Genomic DNA, 21892 nt, shown 5'->3' with positions numbered 1-21892 from the left:
ACGTAAGCAAGTTTGAAAGGACACACTATGGACCTTTTAGTTACAACACAAACTACTGCAACTGGCATTACCCTTATGGTAAGTGGCGAAGTAGACGTTTCCTGTGCAGACGAGCTTCGTAACGCGCTTTTTGCTGCATTGGAGTCAAAACCTGCTCAGATTATTGTTGATCTTTCCGAGGTAAGCTATATAGATTCTACCGGTATTGGTGTATTGGTTGGTGTAGCTCACAAGGCAGCCGAACAAAACGGCATACTGTCTGTTATTCACCCCCAGAAAAATGTCGCTCGCGTACTTTCCTTGCTTGGGGTAGATTCCGAGCTCAATGTAGTGCTGGACTAGGAGGCACCTAGTGTTTGGTATTGGAGAGACAGAGCTTGTACTCATTTTGCTCTTTGGCTTCTTGATGTTTGGACCAGATAAGTTACCTGGTATGGGTAAAACCATCGGTCGTGCTCTTCGTCAGTTTAGGACGGCACAAGACGGTGTAACTAAGGTTGTTCAGTCTGAGATTATCGATCCCATTAGCAAAGGTGCAGATGCAGATATGAGTTCCTCCATTGAGGATGAGCTTGATGCAGACATTGACGTGAGCAAGAAGGAAACTTTTGCTCAAAAGAAAGCTCGTCTTGCTGCAGAAGCTGCTGCCGAGAAAACCGCGGAAGTTTCATCTTCTGAAGAAGACGTTATGTCCCAGGAAGAAGCCTCTTCCAAGCCCGAGCCCGCACCAGCACCCACTTCTGAACCAGACCCTGAGCCCGAGATTTCCACAAGTGCTGCTTCTCTCTATGGTCTTACTACCACCGCAGCTCCTGCAGTAGTTGCTGCAAAGAAAGATGCAAGCGATTCTGTAAAGGAGGAGGGGGACGAGTAGGCGCAAGCCTCATCCCTGTTACATTATGCCTATCGGACCAGCTCGTATGCCGTTGCTCGATCACTTAGGAGAGCTTCGTCGTCGTCTTACTATTATCGTTGTTTCCCTTATCATTGCTGCGCTTGTGATATATGAAGCAACGCCAATCCTTATTGACGTTATTCTTGACCCCATACGTGACTATATTCCTGGTGGACAGCTCGCAGTACTTACCGCTTTAGGTGGTTTTACCATTCGTTTTATGGTAGCAATGTATGCTGGTCTTATCGTGTGTACACCCATTGTTATTTGGGAAATTCTGGCATTCTTTCTACCAGCTCTTAAGCCTAACGAGCGCAGATGGGTTGTTCCTACGGTGTTAGCTATGGTGCTGCTGTTCTATTTGGGCATGGTTTTTTGTTACTTTGTAGCGCTACCCGCCGCATTTGGCTGGCTCAATGAGCAAGCCATCGATTTCGCAAAAGTAATTCCACAAGCTGAGGATTATATCAGCTTGATTACATTGTTAGAGATTGGCTTTGGTATTGCCTTTGAGTTACCTCTTGTGGTGTTTTATCTTAGTGCCTTGCATGTGGTGCCATATGCCACCATGCGTGGTGCTTGGCGGTATATTTACGTAGGGCTTATGGCAGTGTCCGCAGTTGTTACACCTGATGCTTCACCAGTAACTATGATTTTGATGTTTGCTGCACTCATTTCTTTGTATGAGATTTCTTTGGCAGTAGCACGCCAGGTTATCGTTATTCGTGATGGCAAGCAGGCCCTAAGGTGGACACGTGAGGACTACGCTAATCGCAACTAGTGTTTACGAATACCCGCCTTTGTGGGTATGCTCATAGCACTGTTTGCGATTATTGTTTTTACTAATTGATTTAAAGGAGCATGCGAGTGAAGCTTGTAGTTGCAGAAAAAAATGATGCAGCCCAGCAAATCGCACGCCTATTGTGTGATACGGGTAAGCCCAAATCTGACAAGGTGTATAACACGCCGGTGTACCGCTTTGAACACGAAGGTGACGAGTGGGTAACCATTGGTTTACGTGGACATATCCTAGAGCCAAATTTTCCGCCAGAGATGCACTATCGCAAACGTGGTGGCTGGTTTGGTGTAACGGAAGATGGGGAAGCGCTTCCTTGCGATGTTCCCAAAACGCTTCCTACACCTCCCTTTGCTTCCAAACGTCGTCCTTATATGGAGGATGGCATCTCTATTAAGTCGTGGAATATTGCCTCTTTGCCTTATTTGGTATGGGCACCCGTAGAGAAGCTCCCTGCCGAGAAGGAAATTATTCGTGCACTTAAAAATCTTGCCAAGAAGGCAGATTTTGTCATCATCGGTACAGACTTTGACCGTGAGGGTGAACTTATTGGTTCGGATGCACTTATCCAAATCCGTGAAGTTGCACCTGATGTTCCAGTAAGTCGTGCCCGTTACTCTGCTTTTACTAAGCGCGAGATTGATCATGCGTTTAGCAATTTAGTTGAGCTTGATCAAGACCTTGCAGACGCAGGTGATTCTCGTCGTTATATTGATCTTATTTGGGGTGCTGTGCTTACGCGCTATTTAACCGTTGCTAAGCGCAGTGGCTTTGGTAATACGCGTTCTGCAGGTCGTGTACAAACGCCAACATTGGCTTTGGTGGTGGCTCGTGAGCGTGAGCGAATGGCGTTTATTCCAGAAGACTATTGGGTAATCAATGGTATTGCAGCCTCTGGTGATGATGAGTTTAAGATTGCTCACGCTAAAAATCGCTTTACAGATGGTGTTGCAGCTCAGGCGGCTTTTGCTGCTTGTGATGGTGTCACCTCTGCCAAGATAGTTGATGTGATCAAGCGTGAGCGTAAATCTAATCCACCCGCTCCTTTTAATACAACATCTTTGCAGGCTGCAGCTGCGGCAGAAGGAATTTCCCCTGCACGTACTATGCGCTTGGCAGAGTCTTTGTACATGGATGGTCTTATCAGCTATCCTCGCGTAGACAATACGGTGTACCCCTCCTCACTGGACTTGCGCGGTGTTGTTTCCACACTTAAGGGAGTCGCTGCATATAAGGATGTTTGCAACAGCATTTTGTCTGGCGAGAAACTCCATCCTACACGCGGTAAGCAAGAAACCACAGACCACCCGCCCATTTATCCTACGGCCGCTGCTAACCCAGATAATTTGCAGCCCGCAGAATGGAAACTATACAATTTGATTGCTCGGCGTTTCTTGGCAACACTTATGGATCCTGCTGTTATTGAAGGAACTAAGTTTAAGATTGATAGTGCTGGTGAGTTGTTTCAAGCTTCGGGTGATGTCTTAAAGGTTGCAGGCTATCGTGCGATATATCCCTTTGGCCTAAAAAAAGATGAACAACTACCTGCTCTTGAGAAGGGCGATACCGTTGCTATTAAGAAGGTTGAGCTTGTGCAAAAACAAACGGAACCTCCTGCACGTTATAGCCAAGGTAAGCTCATTCAAGAGATGGAGCGCTTGGGTCTAGGCACTAAGTCTACTCGTGCATCCATGATTGAGCGTCTTTATGCCGTAAAGTATCTCAAGAATGATCCTGTAGAACCCAGCCAACTTGGTATGGCTATTATTGATGCTTTGCAAACCTATGCACCACATATTACCTCTCCAGAGATGACGAGTCAGCTTGAGCAGGATATGACCAAAGTTGCTGAGGGTAGCGATACACAAAACAGCGTTGTTACGCATTCGCGTGCGCTTCTCGCTGAGATGATGGAGGGTTTAATCGAGCATACTGAGGACTTGGGAGAATCCATTTCTGATGCCGTAACCGCGGATGCTCGTGTAGGTACCTGCCCTAAATGTGGCAAAGATCTTGTGCTTAAGTCTTCTGCAAAGACACGCGGTAACTTTATTGGTTGTATGGGCTGGCCAGACTGTGATGTTACTTTCCCCGTACCTTCCAATGTGCGCATTGATGCTCTGGAGGGAGATGCGGCAGTATGTCCCGAGTGTGGGGCTCCCCGTATCAAGTGTCGCCCCTTTAGGGGTAAGGCATTTGAGGTGTGTGTAAATCCTGCATGCTCCACTAATCAAGAGCCTGATGTTGTGGTAGGCACTTGTCATATTTGTGCTGAGCAAGGTCGTTCGGGTAAGCTCATTGCTCATAAATCCGAGAAGACTGGTAAACGTTTTATTCGCTGTACCAATTACGAAGAATGTGAAACAAGCTATCCTCTGCCCGCACGTGGTGAGCTGCACGCAACAGCTGATCGTTGCCCTGATTGCGGTGCACCTATGGTAGAGGTGCAAACAGCTCGTGGTCCTTGGAAATTGTGTCCCAATCCCGAGTGTCCTTCCAAGGAAAAGACCGTACGACGTGGTGTAAAAAAATCTACAGCAAAGAAGGCAACTACTAGAAAAGTAACAACCAAGAAAGCAGCAACCAAGAAAACACCCACTCGTACTGTAAAGAAGTCTTCATAATGGCGGGCGTATTTATTACCCTTGAGGGTATTGATGGCTGCGGTAAGACTACGCAGATTCAGCGTTTGTATAATGCGTTGATGGCTGCTGGGGTAGATGTTATTTGTCTGCGTGAGCCTGGTGGCACAAAGATTTCTGAGGCCATTCGTGCGGTACTCTTGGATACCAATAATGCCGAGATGAGCGACGAGTGTGAATTGCTTTTATATGAAGCTTCACGTGCTCAGATGGTCAAACAGGTTGTTGAGCCAGCTTTGGCTGCAGGTACTGTGGTTTTATGTGATCGCTTTTATGATTCCACCTATGCTTATCAAGCGGGTGGTCGTGGTATTGATGCTCCGCGTGTGCTTATGGCAAATAAGCTTGGCAGTTGTGGTGTAGATCCTACAAGAACACTTATCTTGGATTTGGATCCGCGCGAAGGTTTTGCTCGTGCAACAAAGGGCGGTACCGATCGTCTTGAAGCGGAGGGCTTAAACTTTCAAGCTGCGGTTCGTGAAGGCTATATGGTAGTAGCTCATGATAATCCTCATCGAGCACAAATTATCAATGCGTCGGGCACTCCTGACGAGGTATATCAGCGCATTTGCGCTGCATTGGTTGATTTGGTTCCTCAGCTAGGTGCATAACATGGATTTGGGAGAGCAACATATTCAAGAAGTGCCTGCGTTTAATCAGATTGTAGCGCAGCCACGTGTTAAGCGTTTCTTGACATCGGCTGTTGCTAGTGGGCGTATTTCTCATGCGTATTTGTTTGTAGGAGCACCTGGAGCTGGTAAAACACTAGCAGCTCAAGCTCTCGCGCAAAGTTTAGTTTGTCCTCATGGTGGAGATGCTCATTGCGATGACTGTATCCGTGTTGCTCATCGTACACACCCTGATGTTCATTGGTATAGCCCTGCTGGTGTATCTGACTATCTGGCAGGTCAAATTCGTGAGCTTATAGATGATGTACAACTAACTCCCGTACGCGCAAAGTCTAAGGTATACATTATTCAGCGGGCAGATATGCTGCATGGTACCAGTGCAAATGCTTTGCTTAAGACTATTGAGGAACCTCCAGCTGGCGTTGTGTTTATCCTCATTGCTCGTACGTTGGATAACGTGCTGCCTACTATTGTTTCTCGCTGTCAGACGGTGCCATTTAGTGTACTTTCTCCCCAAACAGGTGCCCGTGCTATAGAGCTGGCATGTGGTATAGACGATTATCGAGCACAGATTGCGCTTGCAATAACAGGCACACCTCAACAGGCGGAACAGTATCTCTTGTCTGCTGCACGTCAGGAAATTCGTACGCAGGTCATACGTGCTTTTAGTGAATTAGCTCATGCTGACTCTTGGGATATTCTGCAAGCGGCACAAAGAATTGCTCATGCTATTTCGCCGCAAAAAAAGAGTAAAAAGAAGGTAGATGAGGCTAAGCTGAGCGAGGAAGAGCAGCAAGAAGCTGCCATTGTGGAGCAATATCTTTCCAAGAAAGCTCAGAGTGAACTTGAGGCTATAAAAAAGCGTGAAGCTACCTCAAAAGATCGTTCGGGTATGATAGAGGCTCTAGCTGCAGCAAAATCTTTATTACGAGATGTGCTTATGTACTGTGAGCATGTGGATGTGGCACCTATCAATATAGACCATAGTGATGTCATTCAGCGTATAGGTGCAACTACTACTATCACAGGTGTAATTTGTGCACTAGAAGCTGTTGATGTGGCAATTGCAGACATCAACCATAATGTAACACCTCAGTTGGCTTTAGAAGTCATGCTGTTATCTGCCAAGGAGGCACTGTAATGCCCACCGTTTTGCCGGTGAAATTTCCCTATATTGTCCACGAGCTGTGGTTTGATCCAGTTGCTTCGGGTGCCTGTATGGGGGACCATGTAATCGTTTCTACTGAGCGTGGCACCGAGATTGGTTTGGTTACGCGCGATTCTTTTGTTGTCCCTGAAGAAGAGCTAGGCGAGACGCTGGGTGAAGCTACATTAAGCTCTGTAGTTCGCATTGCCACGGAGGAAGATCTTGCTCGTGCAGATGAACTTGCATGTAAGGGCGAAGAGGCGCTACCGATCTTTCATCGTTTGGCCAAAGCTTCTGGCTTAGAGATTAAGCCCGTTGGCGTGGAGTATCTTTTTGATGGCGAGAAGGCCGTGTGCTATTTTGCTGCAGAGGAGCGCGTGGACTTTCGTCAGCTTGTGCGTGATTTATCTCATGAACTGCATGAACGTATTGATATGCGTCAAATTGGTGTGCGTGAAGAAGCTGCCATTGTTGGCGGTTATGCCCACTGTGGCCAAGAACTGTGCTGTAGAAGGTTTGGTCGTGAGTTTGAGCCTGTATCTATCCGTATGGCAAAAGAGCAGGATCTCCCGCTTAATTCCAGCAAAATTTCTGGTGCTTGTGGCAGGCTTATGTGCTGTTTGCGCTATGAATTTGAAGCTTATCGTGAGTTTAAGTCTCGCGCACCCAAGCGCAATGCTGTTATCGATACTCCTTTAGGTAAGGCAAAAATTGTTGAGTACAACACACCTAAAGAGGAGGTATGTCTACGCCTTGAAAGCGGCAAACAAATTCGTGTGCCTTTGGCAGAGATGGATGCTTCTGAAGCTGCCTGTGCAAAGTCCAAGGAACTCGGCTGCGCTTGTCGTCCAGATACGGTTTCACGTTCTACCTTAGACAAACTGAGTTCGCCAGAGATTCAAATGGCGTTGGCTGAGCTTGACCGCAAGAATGGTTTGCTTCCAGAAGAGAGCATTGATGAGCAGGATATCTTTGTAGAGCCTACCAAGCGTCAGCGTCGTGCACGTCGTACTACTCAGTCTTCCAACTCTAATTTCCTTTCAGACAGCTCTATGGCTGCCGAGAAACCCGAGAATCCTGTTCATAATACGCAAGAGCACCCATCTGGTTCTCGTCGTCGCTCCGAGCATCGTGAGCTAGGAGTTGCACCCACAAAAACACGCCGCGAGCGCCGCAAGAATATGGTTTTTGAGCAAAGCACAATGACTTCTGATGTTACCCAGGCTAAGGCTCCAACCAAACGTCGTCATCATCGTGCGGCTGCACCTCATCAAACTATGGATTCTGCAACTACAAAAACTTCTGGTCAAATGACTTCCAAGCCAGCTGGTTCCCACAAGGTACGTCGTGTTCGTCGTCCTGGTGATAAGGGTGGTACTGTTGGAGCTCCAGCTTCTGAGCGTGCGGAAAATACCAATCGTCCTGGACGTTCTTCTCGTTCGCAACATGTAGCCAAACATGGCCGCAAACCAGAGAGTACCGCCCATACTTCTGGTGCAGAACATACATCTACACCAAAGGCTCGCCGTAGACGCAGGCGTCCTTCTGGTGAAGGTTCCAAAACAAGCGAGTAGATGTAAGTTAAGACGATCTACTCAACATAAAGCAAGCGATAAATACTCCCGTAAAGCTCATGCTTTGCGGGAGTACGCGTGTACATTGACTGGGGTAGAACAGCAAATAATCGAATTGTTTTTGTAGGTGCCTTGAGAAACACATTCATTTGAATTAGGCTAAGCCTATAGTAGCAACGCATTGGACGTTCTTATGGAGTTCGCATGGGCCTAATTTTATATATCATTATGCTTATATATAACTTCTATAAGAATGTGCTGAATCCTGTACTTTTTATCCTTGAGGTTGTGGGTAACTGGAAAATCTTTGGTGATTTAGATATTGCAAAATGGAAATCTCTTATTCCAGGTCTTTCAAAGTATGAACTAGGAAAGCGTTTTGATAAGCCTATTCCTGGTTTGGTATGGGCTGTTGGAGAGTTGGTATATTTTCTGGTTGGTGTCTACACCTTTTATACCTATGTGCAGATTCGCCTTGCACAAAGAGGTGGGTTTACGCTTGATACCTTGCATTTGTTGGATGTACATTCACAAATGACAGGCCTGCAACGTATGGCTATTCCTCTTGTGTTGTTTGGCATTATTGCAAGTTGGTTTGTTATTAAGCATCTTTGTGAATTTTACGATAAGGGTATTGTGTACCAACTTGGCCTTACGGTTTTGCCTAGGATTTTTATTCCCATACTTTTGTTTACGAAAGGCAAAACAAGCGACTCCTCTATAGAGCAAAACTCGTATACTCCTTCGTCTAGGTATGCAGCAGTGCAAGTTTCTACGACTGCGGTTCCTACTATAGATATCCCAGCACCAGCAATGCAGACAAAACCCCATAAAACAAGCTCAATACGCCAGGAAGGTGACGTATTGAGCTTTGGTGATTTACGTGTGCGCACCGAGGGTCCCAAGCTGCCTTGTATAGGGTCGCTTCCACTTACCAAGAAAGACATCGAACGCGCGCGGTATCATCGTAATTAAAAGCCTAGTGTCTTGCTATCAAGCCAGATGGTAACAGGACCATCATTTACCAGTTCAACCTGCATATCTGCGCCAAAGATGCCACGACCTACATGAGATACATCGTGTGCTGCAAATTCGCAGAACTTCTCGTAGAGCCTATTTCCAAGTTGAGGATCAGCTGCTTCTACAAAAGAAGGACGTTTACCCCGGCGCGCGTTTGCATACAGAGTAAACTGGCTTATTACCAGCACTTCTCCATCAATGTCGGCAAGAGATACGTTCATCCTTCCGTGCTCATCATTAAAAATACGAAGGCCATATATTTTGTTCCACAGAGCTTGTGCCGTCTTTTCTGTATCGTCAGGACCTACTCCGAGCAAAATCATAAAACCTTGTTTGCAGGATCCAACAATTTGGTTATCTACATAAACAGAGGCGTGGGTAACGCGTTGCAAACAGGCTCGCATACTAGTTTCCTCTATTAGTCATCATGATTTTGCTTAGCAGACCAGCTTGTAGGTGTAATCTTTACAAACTGAACAGCGCGAATGTACGTATCAATTACTGCGTCGAGTCGTTTCATTTCCCACTCGGGAGCAATTTTGCGGCTCATCCACGCGAGGCGTTTGCGTAGGGTTGACTCATCAGTTACAAACTCAGCGGTGCCAAATATCATGGCACTTTCATACCAGGTTATGTATTTCTCTTCGGGGATTTCCACGTTGTGAACAGCCACATAGCAAACGCTGGGATTTTTGGCTAGAGCCTTTGCGCGCGTACCACCACGGCGGCAATGGAACCAAAGACTGTGGTCATTATCATCCAGCACGGCATTTACAGGTGTAGCATAGGGCGTACCATCAGGTAAAACTAACGAAAGCGTGCCCCATTTACAGTCATTTAAAATGCGCCAAGCCTCATCGTTGGGAAGTTTTCTTTTGGGTACGGACATGGAAGCTCCTTTACTAGGTATATGAGTAAGCTAGGCAAGCTTGTAAATCTTGCTGAACTTCTCTTCTAAGTACTTGGTGTAGAAGCTGGGATCAAAATCTGCGCCAACGGCACCCTTAATCAAATCAATGGGGTCTTTACCGCGGCCATAGGTCCAGATGCGGCTCCCCAGCCAGTCACTTAAGGGAGCAAGTTTGCCTGAGCCAATAATGCCATTAAGGTCCATGCCTTCTTCAATCATCTTGGCAGCAAACTGAGATCCGTAAGCACTGCCCAAAGCATAAGTGGGGAAGTAGCCAATAGAGCCGTCAGACCAATGCATATCTTGCAATGCACCCACTGTGTGGTTAGGAACATCTACACCCAAGTACTCCTTGTACTTTTGAGCCCACAGTGAAGGAATATCTGCTGCTTTGGCCTCGCCAGCAAACAACAGCTGCTCCAATTCGTAACGAATCAAAATGTGCAAAGGATAGGTAAGCTCGTCTGCTTCAGTGCGGATAAGAGAAGGCTCAGCGCGATTTTCGGCAAGATAGAGCTCTTGGGCGGTAACATTTGCCATATGCTCAGGGAAGTATTTTTTAAGCAGGTCAAGTAGCACGGGAGCAAAAGCTTCACTACGGCCAACAAGGTTCTCGTAGAAACGAGATTGAGCTTCGTGGATTCCCATGGAGGTGCCACCCTTAAGGCAGGTGTAGTCATATGCGGAATTGACTCCCTGCTCGTATATGGCATGACCTCCCTCGTGCAACATCGAGAAGATATTGGATAAAACATCATGCTCATACACATGCGAAGCAATAAAGACATGGTTGGAGGTCAGAGAGTCTGTAAATGGGTGCTCGGTATGGGCACATACCAAAGCATCCATATCCAAGCCCTCAATCTTACAAAGCTCAATACCCAAATCCCACTGCTTTTTGGCATCAAAGGTGCCTTCTACACAGCTACGACTGGGCTGATAGCCATTCTTTACGATATCGTTTACAAGGGGAACAACTGTAGCCTTAACAGCATCAAAGAAATTGTTATAAAACTCACGAGAAGTGCCGGGCTCAAATTCATCCAGCCAGACATCATAAGGGTCACGAGTAGCATCTTTGAGCTGGGCAATTTGGCGCATATAACTTACAACTTGATCAAGATAGGGAGCAAAGCTGTCCCAGTCCCCAGCAGGCTTAGCCTTGTGCCATGCATCGCCAGATTCAACGCGTAGGCGCGTGTAGTCACTTGCCATCTGCGCAGGAATATCTGCTTCGCGGGAACGGTCGCGTGCCAAAACGCGTACCTCGGCAGCACGAAAATCATCGAGCTCACCGTTTTTCTCGGCAGCTGTGAGGCGATCGAGAAGTTCTCCAGTTTCTTTAGAACACAATAGTTCGTGGTATTCTTCGTCTAAAATTGCAAGTGCTTCACCTCGACCAGCTGCACCTTTGGCAGGATCGGTTGTAGCTCCGCTAAAATAAATACCGCTCGTTGCATAATTATGGGCAAACAGGTGTTTTTCTATGCGATCAAGCTCGGCAAGATCGGCAGTAAGTTGATTGGGATTGGTAGCCATACTGCTCCTTTTTGGTAGGGAGTGATTATATAAAATTAAGTGTAACGCTTCGTAAACTTTGCGGATGGGAGAGCGGCATGATTAAGCTCATTTTGTCGGACATTGATGGGACCATTTTGCCGTATGGGCAAAAACATGTGTCGGCAAATATGTTGGATGCTATTCATACAGCCTTAGATGCTGGTATACGTTTTGGTCCTTGCACTGGTCGTGGCGTAGAGTGGCTGGCGCCATTGTTTTGTGATGATGCTACAGCCTATGCAACGGCTATTGGCACCAATGGTCAAAGTGTCTATCTGGATGGCCAAGCACTGGTGGAGACTCGCTTTACGCGTCAACTCTTGCAGCCTCTGGTAGACGAGCTATCTGATGTTTGCGGTGCAGGTGTGTTGGTGTTTATGGACGGTGTGCCCCATGTACTGTGTGGAGATACAGCAGATTTGATGGTGTCATTTCCAGAATATGCCAAAACCGCAATTATCGAGAAAACCATTCCATCCACAGATGCTATGACTAAATGCAATGTATTTCTTAACGGTGATATGGATGCCACAGTTACGTTGTGCCAGCGCCTGAATGAGCGCGTGAGTGGCCTAGACTTTGATGTGCCCAATCCTGCGTTTCTTAATGTGATGGTGGAGGGCCGTAACAAGGCTTCTGGTATTGATGCTCTTGCGCATCATCTGGGCATTACCTTGGATGACGTGGTAGTTTTTGGTGATGGCGGCAATGATGTACCCATGTTGGCTCACGTTCCAAATTCTGTTGCTGTTGCTGGTGCTATGGAACAAGCTGCAGCGGCTGCACGCTGGCATACTGGTAGCGTAGATGATGATGCAGTAGCAGATGATATTCGTGCGATAGCTTGTGGCGAGTGGCCCTTTACTCGCTAGTTTGTGCTAAGGTAAGCCAATGGCTATGACGGAGAGGGTATCTTCTCGTGTTATCCGTGGACAGAGAGGGTGTTTGGCGGTATGACCGCTGGCTGAGAAACGCCCACATGGATAGAGAAGTGCGTTCACTCTATCAGCTGTGACCTTAACGGAAGTTTTGTGCTCCTACGCCAGACTTCTTAGTAGGGGAGCCGTTCTCCTTACGAAACAAGGATAATTAAGTGGGCGTGTGCGAGAGAAAACGTGTGCGTCAATCAAGGTGGTACCGCGGTAATTTCCCGTCCTTGGGCACTATGCTCAGGGGCGGTTTTTATTGGAAGGGGAAGGTAAATGTCACTAGTTGACGACCTTAAACTTATTGCTGAGCAGGCAAACGAGCAGCTTGCTGCTGCAAAAACGTTAGAGGATTTAGAAAAAGTCCGCGTGGCAACTATGGGTAAGAAAGGTACGCTTGCAGGTGTGTTGCGTTCCATGGGCAGCGTAGATCCTCAAGAACGTCCTCGTATTGGTAAGCAGGCCAATGAGGTGCGTGCACAGTTTGAGGCCTCACTTGAATCGTTTAAAAAGCAACTCCAAGCAGCAGCTTTGGAGGCTCGTATTGCAGCAGATACGGTGGATGTAACCCTTCCTGGAACACAACTTTCCGTGGGTACCCAACATCTCATTTCTCAGATTGTAGAAGAGATTGAGCAAATCTTTGCTGGTTTAGGCTATACCGTACAGGATGGTCCCTATGTAGAGACTACGTATTACAATTTCACTGCGCTCAATGCACCAGAAGATCATCCTTCTCGTTCTGCGCGCGACACGTTTTATGTTCAAGATCGCACAGACCATAACAAGCATAATCATGTGCGTGGCGAGTCTGACATTTTGCTGCGTACGCAAACTTCTGGCGTGCAGGTGCACACCATGGAGGAGCAAAAGCCTCCTATTTACATGATTTGCCCTGGTACGGTATTTCGTCCCGATACAGCAGACGCCAACCATTTACCTCAGTTTACGCAGATTGAAGGTTTAGTGGTAGATGAAGGCATCACCTTTGGTGACTTGAAGGGGACCCTTGATTACTTCTGTCGTGAGATGTTTGGTAAGGATCGTGCTACGCGCTATCGTCCTCATTTCTTCCCCTTTACGGAGCCTTCCTGTGAGGTAGATGTATCTTGCAATATTTGCCATGGTAAAGGTTGCCGTTTTTGCAAGAACACTGGTTGGCTAGAGATTTTGGGTTGCGGTATGGTTGACCCTAATGTCTTTAATTATGTGGGAATAAATCCCGAGAAGTACTCGGGCTTTGCCTTTGGTATTGGTGCCGAGCGCGTAGCTGCGCTTCGCTATGACTTACCCGATCTGCGCATGCTGGTAACTGGTGACATGCGTTTCCTCCGTCAGTTCTAAGAGAAAGGCATTTCATCAATGCGCATTTCATATGAGTGGCTCAAGTCTATGGTTGAGCTTCCAGAAAATCCTGATGACCTTTGTCGTGAATTTGTTCGTACTGGTACCGAAGTGGAAACGGTCGAGAAAACCGGTGCAAATTTAGATCATGTAGTAACTGGTCGGGTTGTGTCTAAGACTGCCCATCCCAACTCTGATCACATGTGGCTCACTCAAATTAACGTAGGCAATCTTAATGTAGATGAGCATGGCCTCCCTGCTCCTCTGCAAATTGTTTGCGGTGCTCAAAACTTTAATGAGGGTGACCACATTATTGTTGCCATGATTGGTGCCGAGCTTCCTGGTGGCATAAAGATTAAAAAGTCCAAGCTCCGTGGTGTAGATTCGTACGGCATGAATTGTTCTTTGCGTGAGCTGGGCCTAGCGGCAGAGTCTAACGGTATTGCTATTTTGCCTGCCGATGCTCCTGTAGGTATGCCTATTGCTCAGTATTTGGGTCTATCCGACGTTATTATCGATGCAGAAATAACGCCTAATCGTCCCGATTGCTTATCTATGCGTGGTATTGCGGTTGAAGTTGGTGCCATATATAACAAGGACGTCCATTTTGATAATCCCACCATTACAGACGAGAAGGGCCCGCAAGCTTCTGATCTTGTTTCGGTAGAAGTGGTAGATTCTAAGCTTTGTCCTCGCTATGCAGCTCGTGTTGTTCGCAACGTTAAAATTGGTCCCAGTCCTGAGTGGCTGGCTCGTCGTGTTATGGCTGCTGGTGCACGCACCATTAATAATGTGGTAGATATAACTAATTATGTTATGTATTTGACCGGTCAACCTTTACATGCCTTTGACCTTGATAAAGTTACTGTACAGGCAGACGGTAAGCGTCATATTGTTGTGCGTGCTGCTCACGAGGGTGAAAAACTTACAACACTGGATGAACAAGAGCGTACCCTCACATCTGATATGGCTGTTATTACAGACAACGGTCAAACCCCCCTTGCGCTTGCTGGAGTTATGGGCGGTCTAGATTCCGAGGTAACCAGCAATACGGTAGATGTACTCTTGGAAAGTGCTGTCTTTAATGCGGGCCATATTTCTCGTACTAGTCGTAACTTGGATCTTATGAGTGAGGCTTCCATTCGTTACGAGCGTAAGGTTGATCCAACTGGTTGCGTAGACGCTGCCAATATTGCAGCAGCTTTGTTTGAGCAGTGCTGTGATGCTGAGGTTTGCTCCGGCGTGGTCGATTGTGTGTGCGAGCCATTTGAGCCTGTAAGTATTTCTTTACGCCCTGATCGTGTTCGTGCTTTATGTGGTGCGCCCATCACAAATGCCAAGATGGAAACGTTTCTTACACGCCTGGGCTGCAAAGTGGATACAAATTCTGAACCCTGGAATATCATCGTGCCTTCCAACCGTCCTGATCTTACGCGTGAAGCAGATCTGGTGGAAGAGGTGCTGCGTTTGTGGGGTATGGACCGTGTAGAACCCACACTTCCTGCGGCGCGTAACCATCATGGTGGTCTTACTACAGATCAGGTTCGTGTACGTCAGATAGGTGCAACCCTGCGTGCCTGTGGTTTGAATGAGACAAGCACATATTGTTTTGCAGATCATCGTGATCTTGAGTTGCTTAATATGCCAAAAGAGGATAGGGGCTTGCCCGTTGTTCTTCTCAATCCTTTAGTGGCAGATCAGTCAGAAATGCGTCGCTCTATGCTTCCTGGTCTTTTGCGCTCGGTGGCTTATAACTTGGATCATGGCGTTGCAAACGTTGCCTTGTATGAGATTGGCCGCTGCTTCTTTGGGAGCGCAGATGCCAGCCAGCCTGCAGAACCTTCTTTTGTAGCAGGTGTTTTGTGTGGCGAGAATAGCTTGCCTAGCTGGAATGTCAAACCAAAGATCTATGACTTCTTTGATGCCAAAGGTATTGTAGAGCAGTTGCTTAAGTCTTTGCGCATCCAGAAAGTTCGCTTTGTTCCTGCAGATTCTCAGCGTTATTCTTGGCTACAGCCTGGTCGTAGTGCTCAGATTTTTGCAGGCAAGGATTTGTTAGGCTGGATTGGTAATGTACATCCCACATCTCTTGCTCACTTTGGTATTGACGCAGACGTAGTTGCCTTTGAACTTGCTCAAGATGTTTTGCTTTCGCAGGCCGTACGTGAACTGCCGTATCAGGAAGTACCCACATTGCCTGGTGTCACTATGGATATTGCCTTGCTCGTAAATGAGGATGTTACGGCAGAAACGCTCATGCAGCGTGTGACTTCTGCGGGTGGCAAGTTGTTGGCCGAGGCACGCCTGTTTGATATATATCGTGATCCTTTGCTGATTGCTGCTGGTAAGAAGTCCATGACGGTTTCTTTGGTATATCGCGCTGTGGATCACACCCTGAGTTCCAGTGAGGTAGAGGCTGCACATTCCAAACTTATCGAGAAACTCAAGCGAGGCTTGGGTGCCGAGTTGCGCGGTTAGTTTGCCTAGCTGGAATGTACATATTGCTCATGTTGAGCGGCTCTTTCAGGAGAAAGAGCCGTGCACTTTGGGTATTGCCAGCGCTAATTGTTTTTTGTTTGGTAACCTTGTACCAGATATTTATGTGGGCTACATGGTGCAGCCGCTTACCAAAACGCTGAGCTATTGTCGTACGCATGTGGCGGTAGATGAGTTTATGCCTACACCTTGCTATAACGAGTTTTGGGATTTGTATGTGGTACCCCTGTTAGCCGATGGACCTTCGCCAGAGCGTGATTTAGCACTTGGTGCTTGGGCACATTTAGTGTGTGATCATAGCTATAATCTGGCTGCTCGTAAGGTTGCGCTTGCTGCAGGTTATAAACCAGGCGATGGCGTGCGTGTGCTCAAACAGTCTGATTTTGATGACTACGGAAAGAGTTTATCCATATCTATGGTGCCAAAACTTACACCTACACTGATTCGTGCAGCCCATAGCTTTTCGCAGTATCCTATCGATAAGCCCGATGTAACAGCAGCAATCGATGCGGCGCAACGCATAGTAGACACTAACACGCCTGCTATGCCAAGCCCAAGTTATCGGCTGCTGAGCACTGAGTTTTTTGAAACAACCGCGCAAGCGGCTCATAATATTATAATTTCAAACTTATTAGATGGAGCAACACAGTATAATACGAGCAGTTCATAGCATGCTTGTTACGTAAGGGGAAACATGGCGCAATTCGAAAAATCGTCTGATTCGCTTTTGTACGTGCAGGTTTCTGACTTTGTGCGTGAAAAAATATACTCCAAGGAATGGGGTGTTGATGACCGCATTCCGTCTGAGCATGAGCTCATGGACATGCTTGACCTATCGCGTGGTACTGTACAAAAAGGTATCCGCGCATTGGTGGATGAAGGTCTTCTTGTCCAGCAGCGTGGTCGTGGTACCTATGTAACTCAGCCAGTTATGGCTCGTCCCTCTTCCAACTCGCTTCTTTCCTTTGCGGAGTCCATGAACGAACAGGGCATTCCGTATCAAACTACCGTTGTCGAGAAAAGCATACTTCCCGCAGGCAAAGCTTGCGCTGAGGCTTTGGGCATTGGCCGTGGGGACTCCTATTTATATCTGGCTCGTGTGCGAGAAGTATTTGGTGAGCCAGTTATGTTTATTGAGAGCCATCTTAACTTGAAGTTGCTTCCTGGTTTAGCGGATGTGGATTTTAATGAGGAAGGTCTGTTTGAAGCGGTGGAGCGTTTGAGCGGTCATGGCATTGGCAAGTCAGAGATGATTTATAGTGCTCGCACGGCTGGTAAAAAGCGTTCTGAATGGTTGCGTTGTGATGAACATGCGCCTGTGCTTAACCTAGATCAACTGGTTCGCCTAGAAAATGGTTCTCCTTTTGAGTGGGGTAGTGTTTGGTTGCCTGCAAACCGTTGTGTAATTAGTTCTCAGACAAGTCGCAACGATTAGGGTAATAATATTCTGTATAGGGTTATTTAAATTATTCTTAGTTTAATTGCGTTAATAAAAATATAAAAATATTGCTACCAAATAGCAGACATGCGCGGTGTTTAAGGTCGCATGTCTGCTTTTTATGTGCACGCAGTATAATATAAACCAAGTCACTTGTGTTCGATTTTTTGAAGGGATGCAGGTATGAAAAAGATTATCAATAAGCCAGAGAATTACGTAGACGAGATGCTTCAAGGCATCTATGCAGCTCATCCTGATATGGTTAAATGTGCTGCTGATGATCTTCGTTGCTACTGCAATGCAGTTAAAAAAGATGGTAAGGTTGCAATTATTACCGGCGGTGGAACCGGACATCTTCCTCTTTTTCTTGGTTATGTTGGTGAAGGTCTTATTGATGGTTGCGGTGTTGGTGGAGTATTCCAATCTCCCTCTGCTGAGCAAATTTATAATATTTCAAAAGAGGTTGAAGCCGGTGCAGGCATTCTTTATCTGTATGGTAATTATACGGGCGACATCATGAATTTTGATATGGCAGCCGAAATGCTAGAAATGGATGATATTGCATCTATTTCTCTAGTTGGAGCTGATGATGTGCTGTCCAATGATAATCCTGAAGCTCGTCGTGGTGTAGCTGGTATTTATTTTATGTATAAAGCTGCCGGTGCAAAAGCTGATCAAATGGGAACCTTAGAAGAGGTTGCTGCTGCAGCTAAAAAGGCCGGAGATAATGTGCGTACAGTTGGCTTTGCGCTGACACCTTGCATTGTTCCTGAAGTTGGACATTCGAATTTTAATCTCAGTGAAGATGAAATGGCCTTTGGTATGGGTATTCATGGTGAGCCTGGTGTCTGGAATGGTCCAATTAAAACTGCTGATGAGTTAGCTGCAGAGTCCGTGGATGAGATTCTTAAGGATATGTCTCTAAACGAAGGCGATGAAGTTGCTGTTCTTATTAACGGTCTCGGAGCCACAAGTATTGAAGAACTTTATATTCTCAATAATTCCGTTCGTAAGCAGCTTGAAGCCAAGGGGGTAAACATTTATCGCTCTTGGACTGGTGAGTTTGCAACCTCAATGGAAATGATGGGTGCTTCTATCTCTATCTGTAAGGTAGACGAAGAGCTTAAAGGTTATTTTGATTATCCTGTACACACTCCTTTTATTTGCCAAAAGTAACTTTAGTAAGGAGTGATTGTAGTGGATACACTATCTCTTGCGGATGTAGCAGATCTTTTTGAGTCTGTTGGTAATCTTTTTGTTGAGAAAAAAGATGAACTTTGTGAGATGGATGCAGCTATGGGTGATGGTGACCTTGGTTTAACTATGAGCAAAGGTTATAGCGCCCTTCCAGGATTTTTGCGTGACTTTGCATCAGAAAACGATTTAGGAAAGATGCTTTTTAAAGGCGCTATGAAAATGCAAAATCTCGTTCCATCAACTATGGGAACACTCATGGCGTCTGGTGTAATGGAAGCTGGTAAAAATCTCAAAGGGCAGACCGAACTCGCTCCAGCAGATCTTGTAACGTTTGCAACTGCATTTGCTGCTGGTATTCAGAAACGTGGAAAGTGCGAGTTAGGTGATAGAACTATTTTTGACTCTGTAGATGCTGCTGCAAAGAAAGCAACTGCATTTTTAGAGAATAATGCAGAGGCAAGCTTTACTGAGCTAGTAGATGCTTTAGTAACTGGTGCGTCTGAAGGTTGTGAGGCAACCAAAGATATGCTTCCTAAGTATGGTAAAGCAGCGGTACATGCTGCAAAGGCCAAAGGCGTTATTGACCAAGGTGCCCTTGCGGGACAGTACGTATATGCTGGCATGAAAAATTACTTCTCTAAATAAGATTAAGGAGCAGATATATGCTTTTTAATGATCCGAAAAATTTTCGTGAGGATATGCTTCATGGATATGTGGCAGCTTATCCTGATTATGTAGTTGAAGTTCCTGGCGGCGTTGCGCGTGCAACAAAAATGCCTGAAGGCAAAATCGCTGTTATCAATGGTGGTGGGTCAGGACACTATCCAGCATTTTGCGGAATTATTGGCGATGGCTTTATGGATGCAACAGTTGTTGGAAATGTGTTTACATCTCCTTCTACTGATGATGTTTTGGGTGTAGCACGTTCTGTTGAGCAGGGTAGTGGCTTGTTTATTGTTGGTGGTAATTATGCCGGCGATAAAATGAACTTTAATATGGCGCGTGATACGCTCATTGAAGAAGGTGTTGATGCTCGCTCTTTTTATATTACTGATGATGTAGCTTCTGCTGCCCCTGAAGAAGTTGAAAAACGCCGTGGTAATGTAGGCACTTTTATGGTCTTTAAAGCTGCTGGTGCAGCTGCAGCTGCAGGTGTTTCTTTCGATGATTTAGTTCGTATTACAACCAAAGCAAATGACCGTACGCGTACTATGTCTATGGGCTTTCGTGGCTGCACACTTCCTGGTGCAGGTGAGCCATTGTTCCATGTTCCGTCTGGCAAGATGGAAGTTGGCCAGGGTATTCATGGTGAACCTGGCGTTGGTGAAGATAATCTTAAGTCTGCTGCAGAAGTTGCTCAAATTTTAGTTGAGCGTGTTCTCGCTGAAGCTCCTGCAGACGACACCAAACGTATAGCTGTCATTCTTGATGGTCTTGGGTCAACTAAGTATGAAGAACTTTTTGTTGTATGGGGTACAGTTTACCAACTTCTTGAAGAAAGAGGATATACCTTAGTAGAGCCCTTAGTTGGCGAGTATGTAACTTCCCTTGATATGGAAGGCATTGCGCTTTCTGTTGAGTACTTGGATGATGAGTTAGAAACTTATTGGAGTGCTCCTGCCGATACTGCTTCTTTCCGCAAAGGAGCAAGTTCTATGGCAGCGGGTGAACGTAAGGTTTATGCAGAGCAGTCCGAAGTAGTTGAAACTTTTGAGCTAGGTTCTGAAGCATCTAATGTAGTTGCTGATTATCTAGTAGATGCTTTTAGCCGTATGGCTGATGTTATTGCAGGCGCGGAGTCTGAACTTGCAAAAATTGATGGTATTGCTGGTGATGGCGATCATGGTCGTGGCATGGTTAAAGGCTCTTCTTTTGCATATGAAGCCGCTAAAACTGCGCGTTCTAAAGGTGCCGCAGCAGGTTCTGTTTTAAAGGAAGCTGGTAAAGCTTGGGCTGCAAAAGCTGGTGGAACATCTGGTGTATTGTGGGGGAGTGCTCTTCAGGCGGCAGGTGCTGTAATCGGTGATACTGCAGATGAATATACCACCAAGATGGTTGCTGATGCCGTAAGGGCAGCCTATGAAAAAATGCTTTCATTGGGTGGCGCAAAGCGTGGTGATAAAACCATGCTAGATGTACTCATTCCATTTGGTGAATCACTTGCGATATCCGCTAATAAGGGCATGGATATTAAAGATGCATGGACTATTGCATCTACTGTTGCAGATGAGTCTGCACGGGCAACTGCAAATCTGGTTCCAAAGGTTGGACGTGCTCGCCCTGCTGCTGAACGTAGTTTAGGTACTCCAGATGCCGGTGCAACTTCTATGGCTTTGTGTATCAAATCAGTATTACCTGAATGATAAAAACATATTAAGCTATTAGATGTAATCGGCCACATTAGGCCATGGGTTCTGACGTAATGTCGAGAAAGGATTTTTATTATGACGGCTCGTATCATTGTTGCTTGTGGTTCCGGTGTTGCAACATCTCAGACTGTTGCATCAAAGGTTCAACGCCTTCTCAAGGCTGAGGGTGCAGATGCAGAATGCGAGGCAGTTGATATCAAATCACTTAAGCACTACATCAAGAACGCTGATATTTACATCTCTATTGTTAAGGAAGATACAGACTGGGGTATTCCTGTATTTAACGGCGTTTGCTTCTTAACGGGAATGGGCCAAGATGCAGAGCTGAAAAAGCTTCTTGCGGCTATTGATGAAGTTAATAAGCGCTAAACTCCGGTTTTATTGAATTTGGAAGACCACAGTTGTCTAAGCGTAAGAAAAATATCGTTCCAGGAAAGGCTTCTAAAAAGCGCTGGGAAGACTTACATGCAGCGCCTGATAATAAATTTAATATTTCAAAAGCTGGTTGGTTAATTTTTATTGTCGTAGAAGCCTTACTGTTAATTGCTAGTTTCTTTACTTCAAATATTCTTTTGGGTATAGGAGCATTAGTTATCGGTATTTTTGTTGAACGATACGGTAAAGATTATATTTTGCATGACTATAACATGCAGGTTGCTGAGTATAGGCAGCGTTTTGGTTTTGGCAAAGATGGCATGACTGCTGAACAGCGCAACGAAATCATGGCTGCAATGCGTGATGAGCGACAGCGCCAGCGTCGTGAAAAGCGTGCAAAACGACTTTCCATAAAAAAGGGCATTGACTATGAAGAAGCCCTTGTCCGCGAGTATGAAAAAGTCGCAGCTAAGAGTGGCTTAACGGTCGAAGAATATCGAGAGAAGGAAAACGCTGATTTTATTCGTCGGCAAGAAATATTGCAGACAAATGAATCAGAGTAATAGTTTCAATC

The 21892-nt window shown here is 46.1% G+C and carries 21 protein-coding genes; 18 read left to right on the top strand and 3 right to left on the bottom strand.

The window, feature by feature from the left end; all coding sequences use genetic code 11:
• Positions 1-27: 27 nt before the first annotated feature.
• The 8 genes from G469_RS0100305 to G469_RS0100270 all read left to right on the top strand — a co-directional run bounded on the left by G469_RS0100305 (position 28) and on the right by G469_RS0100270 (position 8658).
• A complete protein-coding gene (locus tag G469_RS0100305) occupies positions 28-342 on the top strand; it encodes an STAS domain-containing protein (RefSeq protein ID WP_028263350.1) in 315 nt (104 codons plus the stop codon).
• A gap of 10 nt (positions 343-352) precedes the next feature.
• Positions 353-874 (top strand): twin-arginine translocase TatA/TatE family subunit, encoded by a 522-nt coding sequence (locus G469_RS07805; protein WP_051353651.1) that lies wholly within the window; start codon positions 353-355, stop codon positions 872-874.
• Between the two features lie 25 nt (positions 875-899).
• Positions 900-1676: a twin-arginine translocase subunit TatC gene (gene tatC / locus G469_RS0100295; protein ID WP_028263349.1), complete on the top strand. Its 777-nt coding sequence runs from the start codon at positions 900-902 to the stop codon at positions 1674-1676.
• 86 nt (positions 1677-1762) lie between these two features.
• The gene (locus G469_RS0100290; RefSeq protein ID WP_028263348.1) at positions 1763-4315 is read left to right on the top strand and encodes a DNA topoisomerase I; all 2553 of its coding nucleotides are present in this window, start codon (positions 1763-1765) and stop codon (positions 4313-4315) included.
• Positions 4315-4944: a dTMP kinase gene (gene tmk, locus G469_RS0100285; protein ID WP_028263347.1), complete on the top strand. Its 630-nt coding sequence runs from the start codon at positions 4315-4317 to the stop codon at positions 4942-4944. The genes G469_RS0100290 and tmk overlap by 1 nt, the downstream gene beginning before the upstream one ends.
• 1 nt (position 4945) lies before the next feature.
• Positions 4946-6103 (top strand): DNA polymerase III subunit, encoded by a 1158-nt coding sequence (locus G469_RS0100280; protein ID WP_051353650.1) that lies wholly within the window; start codon positions 4946-4948, stop codon positions 6101-6103.
• Entirely contained in the window at positions 6103-7683 is a 1581-nt protein-coding gene (locus G469_RS0100275; RefSeq protein ID WP_028263345.1) for a PSP1 domain-containing protein, read from the top strand. The genes G469_RS0100280 and G469_RS0100275 overlap by 1 nt, the downstream gene beginning before the upstream one ends.
• Positions 7684-7887: 204 nt before the next feature.
• Positions 7888-8658 (top strand): hypothetical protein, encoded by a 771-nt coding sequence (locus G469_RS0100270; protein WP_028263344.1) that lies wholly within the window; start codon positions 7888-7890, stop codon positions 8656-8658.
• Here the strand turns inward: G469_RS0100270 and dtd are convergent.
• The 3 genes from dtd to G469_RS0100255 are packed head-to-tail and all read right to left on the bottom strand — an operon-like array spanning position 8655 to position 11152.
• Positions 8655-9107, bottom strand: a complete 453-nt coding sequence (gene dtd, locus G469_RS0100265) for a D-aminoacyl-tRNA deacylase (RefSeq protein ID WP_028263343.1) — start codon at positions 9105-9107, stop codon at positions 8655-8657. The genes G469_RS0100270 and dtd overlap by 4 nt on opposite strands.
• A gap of 14 nt (positions 9108-9121) precedes the next feature.
• Positions 9122-9592 carry a pyridoxamine 5'-phosphate oxidase family protein gene (locus G469_RS0100260; protein ID WP_028263342.1) on the bottom strand — a complete coding sequence of 157 codons (471 nt, stop codon included), beginning with the start codon at positions 9590-9592 and terminating at the stop codon, positions 9122-9124.
• A gap of 30 nt (positions 9593-9622) precedes the next feature.
• Complete coding sequence (locus G469_RS0100255; RefSeq protein ID WP_028263341.1) at positions 9623-11152, bottom strand: carboxypeptidase M32; 1530 nt, start codon at positions 11150-11152, stop codon at positions 9623-9625.
• A gap of 77 nt (positions 11153-11229) precedes the next feature.
• On the opposite strand from G469_RS0100255, the gene G469_RS0100250 reads away from it, so the two are divergent.
• From G469_RS0100250 to G469_RS0100205, 10 genes are all read left to right on the top strand, one after another.
• A complete protein-coding gene (locus G469_RS0100250) occupies positions 11230-12045 on the top strand; it encodes an HAD-IIB family hydrolase (protein ID WP_028263340.1) in 816 nt (271 codons plus the stop codon).
• Between the two features lie 330 nt (positions 12046-12375).
• Complete coding sequence (gene pheS, locus G469_RS0100245) at positions 12376-13443, top strand: phenylalanine--tRNA ligase subunit alpha (RefSeq protein WP_028263339.1); 1068 nt, start codon at positions 12376-12378, stop codon at positions 13441-13443.
• A gap of 18 nt (positions 13444-13461) precedes the next feature.
• Positions 13462-15921, top strand: coding sequence for a phenylalanine--tRNA ligase subunit beta (pheT, locus tag G469_RS0100240; protein ID WP_028263338.1), 2460 nt, complete (start codon positions 13462-13464; stop codon positions 15919-15921).
• A gap of 67 nt (positions 15922-15988) precedes the next feature.
• Positions 15989-16609 (top strand): hypothetical protein, encoded by a 621-nt coding sequence (locus tag G469_RS0100235; RefSeq protein WP_051353649.1) that lies wholly within the window; start codon positions 15989-15991, stop codon positions 16607-16609.
• Positions 16610-16633: 24 nt separating this feature from the next.
• The gene (locus tag G469_RS0100230; protein WP_028263336.1) at positions 16634-17374 is read left to right on the top strand and encodes a GntR family transcriptional regulator; all 741 of its coding nucleotides are present in this window, start codon (positions 16634-16636) and stop codon (positions 17372-17374) included.
• 186 nt (positions 17375-17560) lie between these two features.
• Positions 17561-18553, top strand: a complete 993-nt coding sequence (locus G469_RS0100225; RefSeq protein WP_028263335.1) for a dihydroxyacetone kinase subunit DhaK — start codon at positions 17561-17563, stop codon at positions 18551-18553.
• 21 nt (positions 18554-18574) lie between these two features.
• Entirely contained in the window at positions 18575-19219 is a 645-nt protein-coding gene (locus G469_RS0100220) for a dihydroxyacetone kinase subunit L (protein WP_028263334.1), read from the top strand.
• Positions 19220-19236: 17 nt separating this feature from the next.
• Positions 19237-20937 carry a dihydroxyacetone kinase family protein gene (locus G469_RS0100215; RefSeq protein WP_028263333.1) on the top strand — a complete coding sequence of 567 codons (1701 nt, stop codon included), beginning with the start codon at positions 19237-19239 and terminating at the stop codon, positions 20935-20937.
• Positions 20938-21018: 81 nt separating this feature from the next.
• Positions 21019-21312, top strand: a complete 294-nt coding sequence (locus G469_RS0100210; RefSeq protein WP_028263332.1) for a PTS sugar transporter subunit IIB — start codon at positions 21019-21021, stop codon at positions 21310-21312.
• Positions 21313-21344: 32 nt separating this feature from the next.
• The gene (locus G469_RS0100205) at positions 21345-21881 is read left to right on the top strand and encodes a hypothetical protein (RefSeq protein WP_028263331.1); all 537 of its coding nucleotides are present in this window, start codon (positions 21345-21347) and stop codon (positions 21879-21881) included.
• Positions 21882-21892 lie beyond the last annotated feature (11 nt).

The sequence above is a fragment of the Atopobium fossor DSM 15642 genome (genome assembly GCF_000483125.1).
Lineage (GTDB): Bacteria > Actinomycetota > Coriobacteriia > Coriobacteriales > Atopobiaceae > Atopobium > Atopobium fossor.
The sequence above is the reverse complement of the archived record's forward strand: the minus strand, read 5'-3'. Positions and strand labels throughout refer to the sequence as shown.

Excerpts from the sequence above, each read along its gene's own strand:
- tmk (WP_028263347.1), top strand. The coding sequence starts at position 4,315 with ATGGCGGGCGTATTTATTACCCTTGAGGGTATTGATGGCTGCGGTAAG.
- G469_RS0100280 (WP_051353650.1), top strand. The coding sequence starts at position 4,946 with ATGGATTTGGGAGAGCAACATATTCAAGAAGTGCCTGCGTTTAATCAG.
- tatC (WP_028263349.1), top strand. The coding sequence starts at position 900 with ATGCCTATCGGACCAGCTCGTATGCCGTTGCTCGATCACTTAGGAGAG.
- pheS (WP_028263339.1), top strand. The coding sequence starts at position 12,376 with ATGTCACTAGTTGACGACCTTAAACTTATTGCTGAGCAGGCAAACGAG.
- G469_RS0100250 (WP_028263340.1), top strand. The coding sequence starts at position 11,230 with ATGATTAAGCTCATTTTGTCGGACATTGATGGGACCATTTTGCCGTAT.
- G469_RS0100230 (WP_028263336.1), top strand. The coding sequence starts at position 16,634 with ATGGCGCAATTCGAAAAATCGTCTGATTCGCTTTTGTACGTGCAGGTT.
- pheT (WP_028263338.1), top strand. The coding sequence starts at position 13,462 with ATGCGCATTTCATATGAGTGGCTCAAGTCTATGGTTGAGCTTCCAGAA.
- G469_RS0100225 (WP_028263335.1), top strand. The coding sequence starts at position 17,561 with ATGAAAAAGATTATCAATAAGCCAGAGAATTACGTAGACGAGATGCTT.
- G469_RS0100210 (WP_028263332.1), top strand. The coding sequence starts at position 21,019 with ATGACGGCTCGTATCATTGTTGCTTGTGGTTCCGGTGTTGCAACATCT.
- G469_RS0100215 (WP_028263333.1), top strand. The coding sequence starts at position 19,237 with ATGCTTTTTAATGATCCGAAAAATTTTCGTGAGGATATGCTTCATGGA.
- G469_RS0100255 (WP_028263341.1), bottom strand. The coding sequence starts at position 11,152 with ATGGCTACCAATCCCAATCAACTTACTGCCGATCTTGCCGAGCTTGAT.
- G469_RS0100260 (WP_028263342.1), bottom strand. The coding sequence starts at position 9,592 with ATGTCCGTACCCAAAAGAAAACTTCCCAACGATGAGGCTTGGCGCATT.
- G469_RS0100305 (WP_028263350.1), top strand. The coding sequence starts at position 28 with ATGGACCTTTTAGTTACAACACAAACTACTGCAACTGGCATTACCCTT.
- G469_RS0100270 (WP_028263344.1), top strand. The coding sequence starts at position 7,888 with ATGGGCCTAATTTTATATATCATTATGCTTATATATAACTTCTATAAG.
- dtd (WP_028263343.1), bottom strand. The coding sequence starts at position 9,107 with ATGCGAGCCTGTTTGCAACGCGTTACCCACGCCTCTGTTTATGTAGAT.
- G469_RS0100275 (WP_028263345.1), top strand. The coding sequence starts at position 6,103 with ATGCCCACCGTTTTGCCGGTGAAATTTCCCTATATTGTCCACGAGCTG.